Below are 7,957 nucleotides of genomic sequence, written 5' to 3'. Positions count from 1 at the left end.
ACCCATGGGAAGATTCTCTGGCCAGTTCAACAAGGGCGATAAAATCTCCGGCACCATCAAGTCGATCACCGATTTCGGTATCTTCATTGGTCTGGACGGCGGCATCGACGGTCTGGTTCACCTGTCCGACATCTCCTGGAACGAAGTTGGCGAAGAAGCTGTTCGTCGTTTCAAGAAGGGCGACGAGCTGGACACCGTTCTCCTGTCGGTTGACCCAGAGCGCGAGCGCATCTCCCTGGGTATCAAGCACCTGGAAAGTGAACCGTTCTCCGAGTACGTTCAAGAGAACGACAAAGGCGCAATCGTTAAAGGCATCGTGAAGGAAGTTGACGCTAAAGGCGCCATCATCACTCTGGCCGACGATATCGAAGCGACTCTGAAAGCCTCCGAAATCAGCCGTGACCGCGTTGAAGACGCGCGCAACGTTCTGAAAGAAGGCGAAGAAGTAGAAGCCAAGATCATCAGCGTTGACCGCAAGAGCCGCGTAATCCAGCTCTCCATCAAGTCGAAAGACGATGCTGAAGAGAAAGAAGCCATCCAGAGCCTGCGCGACAAGCCAGCTACCTCTGAGCCTTCTGCTGGTCCTACCACTCTGGGCGACCTGCTGCGTGCACAAATGGAAAAGCAGAACTAAGTTCTGTCAGACCATAGAAAAAGGGCGACTTCGGTCGCCCTTTTTTGTGCCTGGGATTTGGTGTTGTGTGCAGCGTCGCCTTGGCGTTCTGTGGCTGGAGCGCCGTCGTCGCGCTGGCAGCGCGTTCGCGCTTACAGGCTCTATCTGGCAGCGATCGCGCTGGAGTGCCTCCAGTGAGACTGAGCGAGAGCTGGCTGTCGTGGTGCGCAATGCCAACTCTCTTCGAGTTGCACCCCAAGTCTTTGAATATAAGTCAATACATGGGCTGTTCAAATTCCTCCGGTCATGCTAAAACCTTCGAAGCGCTTTTCCTAGCTGCTTGAAAAAGAAGGGAAAAATATGACGAAGTCGGAGTTGATCGAACGAATTGTCACCCATCAAGGGCTGCTCTCATCCAAGGATGTGGAGCTGGCCATCAAGACCATGCTTGAGCAGATGTCCCAATGTCTGGCTACCGGCGATCGGATTGAAATTCGTGGGTTTGGTAGCTTCTCGCTGCACTATCGTGCGCCTCGTGTGGGGCGCAACCCAAAAACCGGGCAGTCCGTCAGCCTTGACGGCAAGTTCGTGCCTCATTTCAAGCCGGGCAAGGAATTGCGCGATCGGGTGAACGAAGACGAAGAAGAAAGCGTCTGAGTGTTTTTGGGGTAGGAGAAGGTTATGCGTGGGGTTAAGCGCGTTGTTCTGGTGCTGGCTATGCTAATTGTCGTGCTGGCAGTGTTGGGGTTCGTGCTGGAAAACCAGCAGGGCGCGTCTCTTTCATTCCTGGGCTGGGTGACCGGGCAGATGCCGGTGTCGGTGTTTGTGGTCGTGGCCTTGATAATTGGAATGCTGCTGGGACCACTGTTTAGTGTCATCGTTGGGTGGGGCCGACGTCAAAAGTCCATGCCCGCAAGGCGTGGGTAGAGGCTCAATGGTTATTGTGTCACTCGCGAGCCGTTCGTCGGATTTTTCTGGTGCGGTGCGCATCGGTTACGTCGAGTGATCGGCATGTGGTAAGTCCGGCGATACCACTGACTATTGTTTCGCGGCTACGAAATTTGCTTTTCTGCCCTTTTCGGACGGCCTATATAAGGGTTGCCCCTATCTGTGTAGGAAGACTCCTACAGATATGTCAAGACTTGTAATATGTCAGTGAGATGGCAAAATGGAATCTGTTCTCGATAACAGGCATTTTGTGCGCTAAAGTCCGGCAGCGACGCTGGGTTTTTTCGGCCATATAACTAAAATAAAAATACACAATCTTGTCTGCATAACGAGCCCGCAGTTTCTCTTTGAAGGCAGGTTTTTGTTGTGAGTAGTAGCTTCCGTGCTCCCCCGGTTCGATCGTCCGACGAAATTGATTTTGTGCGACTTTTCGCGTCTGTCTGGCAACAAAAAAAACTTCTGCTTTTCGTCACTCTCGGGGCGGGATTGATTGCGGCGTCCTACGCATTTTTAGCTGCCCCTGTATATAAGGTCAGCACGGTTTTGCGGCCTGCGGCGATTAATGATTTGGATGCGCTAAATCGATCAGAGATATATCAGCTTCCTCCGGCTGACGCGCTCCTCAAAGTGGGCGCAGCGCTCGACTCTTATGATACGCGCCTGAGCTATTTCAAGAAAAACCAGAAGCTTTTCGAGAAATTTGTTCGTCCTGGGCAGACTCTGGAGCAGAGTTTTCAGGAGTTCAATCATGACTCTATTCGTTTGATTCTTCCTGATGCAGATAAGAAAAACTCGCTGAGTTCTTACATCAAGCTCGAGATGATGTATCCGAAAGGCGTCGACGGCGTCTCTATTCTTAATGGCTTTGTCGACTACGCTATCGAAAGTGAGCGCGAACGCGTCACGGCTGATTTGAATGTGATCGTTAAAAACCGTTTGAGGGAGCTTAAAGGCAAGCTCGATTCGGCTCGCTCAAACTACGATATTGAAAAAGAAGCCAAAATAGCGTCATTGCGAGAAGCTGACTCGTTGAAACGCGCGCAATTGCAGGATGAGTTGAAGGCGCTGCGTTCTCAGTTGAAAACCTTGCGTAGCGACCGTATTGCTCAGCTGAATGAGGCTATAGGGATTGCCCGTTCCCTGGGCATTCAAAAGCCGGCTACGCCTTCTTCACTTGGTGAATCGGCCGTGACGAACGCTGGTAGCGTGATGCGTACGGAGGTGAACAACCAGCAGATCCCACTTTATTTTATGGGGGTAGATGCGCTTAAGGCTGAGCTTGCTGCATTGCAGTCACGCAAGTCGGATGATTTTACCGAGTCGCGCATCGCTCAAATCGCCAAGGAACTTCAGTTGCTCGCATCCAACCGAGAGATTGAGGTCCTGGATGCTCGAAAAAATGAAGATATCTTTCTTGCGGGCGTTCAACCGTTGAGAACAGAGATTTTCCGTTTGAGTAGCCTGAATATCGACCTGGCGAAGCTGCGGCTGGTGAGTATTGACCAGCAGGCCCTTGAGCCGTTGGTTCCGTCGAGTCCGAATCGTCCATTGATCATTTTTCTTGGCCTGCTCCTGGGGGCGATTGTCGCGATTGGTATTGCGTTGGTCAGGCAGGGGTTACGTGCTGTTCGCGACAATGCAGAACGCGATGGGCACGAGCCGGCAGGCTCACTTCTCCATTCGGTCGCTCAGTTGGATCGGCAACAAGAGCCTGGCAATAAGTTAAACCGAAAATAACTCCAAGGCCGTGAAGCTTTTGGCTTCACGCGTTTTCCCCTCGGGGCCGTATTTCTTGCTTTCATACGGAACCTGCATTACGTGCTTGCGCAACTGTGAACCGCCGAGGGGCATTCCTGGGTGGTTTCTCGGCTATCAAAAGTTACTAAGCTTTGCGTCGAGTCTTCATGGCGTTTCGGTATTTGATCTTTGTTTACTTGTGCGGGCGTCAAGCGTCCTGCACAGGTTTGTATTGTTGGTTTAATAGTTGATGGTGCACCGCCTAATACGGTTTGATGTGGATTTTTATGTGCGGTCTCCAGGTTAATGGCTTATGGCTAGTATTGGTTCGGAATTTGATAAGGGCGTCCCGTTCGGCCAGGTCGGTCGTGCAGGGTGCGCCGGCGATTAGCAACGAGCTGCATGGCACAGTCGAGCGTGGGCCCAATTGCGATCTCGGATAGGTCGGGTTCCTGTGGGGCAATAACCAAAAGCCCAATTTCAATGAGAGGTTGCGACGCACCATTGCGGTGAAGCGGCTCACCGCAAATGTTGCGGTAAAACCTTGTCCTGTCCTGAACTGAGGGGGGGATGATGGGGTCTCATGGGGCGTGTGGTTGAGCCAGCCAGGCGTTATGTTGGCACGCTTGTTGATGATATGCTGCGCTGCAAAGCAGAGGCGGTTGCAGTTGGAGCGGCGAAAACTCGCTTGCGCGTAATCGGTAGGTCAGGCAGGGGCATGGCAGCGTTGCTGGTTTCCAGACTGATTCTCTGACTAAATAATGATATGGAATCGTTGGTAATCTAATGACTTTAAAGATCTTGAGTGTTTTCGGTACGCGACCGGAAGCTATAAAAATGGCTCCATTAGCTTTAGCGTTGAATGCAGATGAGCGTTTTGAGGCCAAAATCTGCGTCACGGGTCAACACCGTGAAATGCTGGATCAAGTGTTAGAGTTATTTAAACTTGAACCTGACTTTGATCTTAATATCATGAAGTCGGGTCAAGACCTTACCGACGTGACAACTGGTATTCTTCAGGGAATGAAAGAGGTCTTCCGGACTTATCGGCCGGATATTGTCTTGGTGCATGGTGATACCGCTACGACCTTTGCAACTACATTGGCGGCGTACTATCAGCAAATTCCTGTGGCTCATATCGAAGCTGGGCTTCGCACCGGAAATTTATATTCTCCCTGGCCGGAAGAGGCCAATCGAAAGTTGACGGGAGCACTCGCGCTTCTTCACTTCGCTCCTACTGAACGATCGCAACAGAATTTACTGCGTGAAGGGGTGTCACCTGACGCGATTCATGTGACTGGGAATACTGTAATCGACGCTCTGCTTGAGGTCGTACAGAAGCTCGAGACCAATGACCAGTTAAAACAGAAGTTCTCCGAGCAGTTCGCATTTTTACCTGCTCAACGCCGCGTCATCCTTGTGACAGGGCATCGGCGTGAAAGCTTCGGCGATGGATTCGAAAGGATCTGCAGTTCGTTGGCTTCGATTGCCCATGAGTTTGATGATGTGGAGATCGTGTATCCCGTTCATTTGAATCCAAATGTCCGTGAACCGGTCAACCGTTTGTTGGCTGGTATAAAAAATATTCACCTCATCGAACCATTGGATTATCTACCTTTTGTCTATTTGATGAATCGGTCGTACTTGATTCTGACGGACTCCGGTGGTGTGCAGGAAGAGGCACCTTCTTTGGGCAAACCCGTGCTGGTCATGCGGGACACTACCGAGCGGCCTGAGGCGATTGAGGCGGGTACCGTCAGATTGGTCGGTACAGAGAAGGACAAGATAGTTCACCACTTGCGTGAGCTTTTACTTGATCAGAAGGCTTACGAGGAGATGAGCGTTGCTCATAATCCTTATGGTGACGGTCACGCCTGCATGCGTATTGTTAATGCTCTAGCCACTTTCAAAAATTAAGGTTTGGTCATGGATTTTTCCACTATTTCTGTAATTGGTTTGGGCTATATCGGTTTGCCAACCGCAGCCGTTTTTGCTGCGCGAAAGTTAAAGGTCATTGGTGTCGACGTTAATCAAAAGGCCGTCGATACGATCAACGGCGGACAGATTCATATCGTTGAGCCTGATTTGGACATAGTCGTGCACGCGGCCGTGACCGAGGGGTATCTGCGCGCCAGTACACGACCTGAGCCGGCGGACGCCTTCTTGATTGCGGTGCCCACTCCTTTCAAGGATGGTCATGCTCCGGACCTTTCTTACATTGAGTCCGCAAGCAAATCCATTGCGCCAGTATTGAAAAAGGGTGATCTGGTCATCCTCGAGTCCACTTCTCCCGTGGGTGCGACTGAAAAGATGTCGGCATGGCTGGCTGAAGCACGCCCTGACCTGACGTTCCCGCAGACCCATGGCGAGGCGTCGGACATTCGCGTGGCTCACTGCCCTGAGCGCGTGCTTCCCGGTCACGTGTTGCGCGAGTTGGTACAGAATGATCGCGTCATCGGCGGGATGACACCCAAGTGCTCAGAAGCCGCCACACGTCTGTACAAATTGTTTGTAGAGGGCGAGTGCATTATCACCAACGCCCGAACAGCAGAAATGTGCAAGTTGACCGAGAACAGCTTTCGCGATGTGAATATTGCCTTCGCGAACGAATTGTCGATGATATGCGATAAGTTCGATGTCGATGTGTGGGAGCTTATCAAGCTCGCCAACCGGCACCCTCGCGTCAATATCCTCCAACCAGGACCTGGCGTGGGTGGGCATTGCATCGCCGTCGACCCTTGGTTCATCGTGAGTCAGGCTGAAGGCCAGGCGAAACTGATCCAAACTGCACGTGAAGTCAATGACTCAAAACCGTCGTGGGTTATGGAGAAAGTTGATGCTGCTGTGGCCGATCATCTGTCGAGTCACCCCGGGAAGTCGGAAAAAGACATTGTTATCGCGTGCTTCGGCCTGGCATTCAAACCTGATATTGACGACCTGCGGGAAAGTCCATCTCTGGAAATTACGAAAAATATCTCAAGCCGGCACGCCGGGAAGGTTATTGTCGTAGAACCTAATATTGATTCTCTGCCTGCGACGTTGCCGAACGCTGAGTTGTGCACAATAGAAGAAGCGTTTGAGCGCGCGGATGTCTTGTTGTTACTGGTGGATCACAAGCCATTCAAAAGTGTTCCTTCTTCACTTCTCGAGGGTCGCCGGATTGTTGATACCCGGGGAATCTGGCTTGTATGAAAATTCTTCCGGTTATTATGTCTGGAGGCTCGGGAACGAGACTCTGGCCGCTTAGCAGAACTCTTTACCCGAAGCAGTTTCTGGCAATTTCGGGGCGGGAGACGTTGTTTCAGCAGGCGATTGCCCGACTGTTGAAGATTGACGGTCAAGGCTCGGATTTATTGGCTCCATGCATCGTTGCCAACGATGAGCATCGTTTCCTGTGTCTCGACCAGATCCGGGAAATGAACGTCTCTAAAGCTGTTGTCATTCTTGAACCGGTAGGACGCAATACGGCCCCTGCGCTTACGTTGGCGGCGCTTTATGCGCGCGATGAGGTGGGAGAGGAGATTGACCCGGTTCTGGTCGTTGTCCCGGCCGACCAGATGATTCTCGATATTCAAGCTTTTACTGACACGGTCAGTAAAGCGGTCGATGTTGCGAAAGACGGCAGCATTGTGATCTTGGGGATTACGCCTGATCGCCCTGAGACGGGTTATGGTTATATCCACTCGGCAGATCCCTCTACCGTCAAGAGGGTGGATGCGTTTGTTGAAAAGCCTGAGCGGACAACCGCAGAAAAATACCTGGAAGATGGAAGCTATTTCTGGAATAGCGGTATTTTTGTGCTGCGCGCGTCAGTCTGGTTGAAAGCACTGGGCGCGTTCAGAAGTGACATCTTCGATGCCACTGAGGCCGCGTGGAAGGGCCGAGTTGAAGATAATGGGTTTATTCGACCACAACTTGACGCGTTTTCCCTGATACCGCCTGAGTCGATTGACTATGCCGTGATCGAGCATTGCGCGAAAACGCCTTCAGCTGGCCTGACGTTGAAAATGCTCACGATGGATGCCGGTTGGTCTGACCTTGGAGCATGGGATGCTGTTTGGCGTTCGAGTGAAAAGGACGAAAAACAAAACGCTACCCATGGCGACGTAATAATAGACTCCAGCTCCAATACATTGGTTTACGCCTCTCACCGTTTGGTAACGGCCGTGGGGCTTGAAAATATTGTTATCGTCGAGACGCCTGATGCCGTATTGGTTGCGGATAAAGATCGTAGCCAGGGTGTGAAGGCTATTGTCGAAGCGTTGAATATCAAGGCCAGGCCAGAATCAAAGCTTCATCGTCGTGTTCATCGCCCGTGGGGCTGGTACGACAGCATAGATTCGGGCTCACGCTTTCAGGTGAAGCGGATATTGGTGAAGCCGAAAGCAACCTTGAGTTTGCAGAAGCATTACCATCGGGCGGAGCATTGGATTGTTGTGTCTGGCACCGCTGAAGTCACCTGTGAAGATCGTGTTTTCCAGCTGAACGAAAACCAGAGTACATATATCCCTATTGGCCATGTTCATCGCCTTTCCAATCCTGGCACCATTCCTCTTGAGATCATAGAGGTGCAGTCGGGAACGTACTTGGGTGAGGATGATATTGTTCGATTTGACGATACCTATGGACGTGTTTAAGGCTTAAATTTTTAGGAGTTGT

Annotated in this window: 7 protein-coding genes; all 7 read left to right on the top strand. The window is 51.4% G+C overall.

The window, feature by feature from the left end; translation table 11 throughout:
- The coding region (locus ACIOMR_RS20615; RefSeq protein ID WP_401196097.1) for a S1 RNA-binding domain-containing protein at nucleotides 1-634 on the top strand (634 nt) is incomplete at its 5' end.
- 339 nt (nucleotides 635-973) lie between these two features.
- Nucleotides 974-1,270 (top strand): integration host factor subunit beta, encoded by a 297-nt coding sequence (gene ihfB / locus ACIOMR_RS20610; RefSeq protein WP_008437689.1) that lies wholly within the window; start codon nucleotides 974-976, stop codon nucleotides 1,268-1,270.
- A gap of 24 nt (nucleotides 1,271-1,294) precedes the next feature.
- Nucleotides 1,295-1,540: a lipopolysaccharide assembly protein LapA domain-containing protein gene (locus tag ACIOMR_RS20605; protein WP_008437692.1), complete on the top strand. Its 246-nt coding sequence runs from the start codon at nucleotides 1,295-1,297 to the stop codon at nucleotides 1,538-1,540.
- 387 nt (nucleotides 1,541-1,927) lie between these two features.
- A complete protein-coding gene (locus tag ACIOMR_RS20600) occupies nucleotides 1,928-3,298 on the top strand; it encodes a Wzz/FepE/Etk N-terminal domain-containing protein (protein WP_174717776.1) in 1,371 nt (456 codons plus the stop codon).
- Nucleotides 3,299-4,084: 786 nt separating this feature from the next.
- Entirely contained in the window at nucleotides 4,085-5,215 is a 1,131-nt protein-coding gene (gene wecB, locus ACIOMR_RS20595; RefSeq protein ID WP_008437695.1) for a non-hydrolyzing UDP-N-acetylglucosamine 2-epimerase, read from the top strand.
- A 9-nt stretch (nucleotides 5,216-5,224) separates the two neighbouring features.
- On the top strand, nucleotides 5,225-6,490 hold the full coding sequence (gene wecC / locus ACIOMR_RS20590; protein ID WP_102368425.1) for a UDP-N-acetyl-D-mannosamine dehydrogenase: 1,266 nt from the start codon (nucleotides 5,225-5,227) through the stop codon (nucleotides 6,488-6,490).
- A complete protein-coding gene (locus tag ACIOMR_RS20585) occupies nucleotides 6,487-7,935 on the top strand; it encodes a mannose-1-phosphate guanylyltransferase/mannose-6-phosphate isomerase (protein WP_008437697.1) in 1,449 nt (482 codons plus the stop codon). The genes wecC and ACIOMR_RS20585 overlap by 4 nt, the downstream gene beginning before the upstream one ends.
- Nucleotides 7,936-7,957: the final 22 nt, after the last annotated feature.

The organism is Pseudomonas sp. NPDC087814 (genome assembly GCF_044742865.1).
Lineage (GTDB): Bacteria > Pseudomonadota > Gammaproteobacteria > Pseudomonadales > Pseudomonadaceae > Aquipseudomonas.
This window is presented reverse-complemented; position numbering and strand designations above follow the sequence as displayed.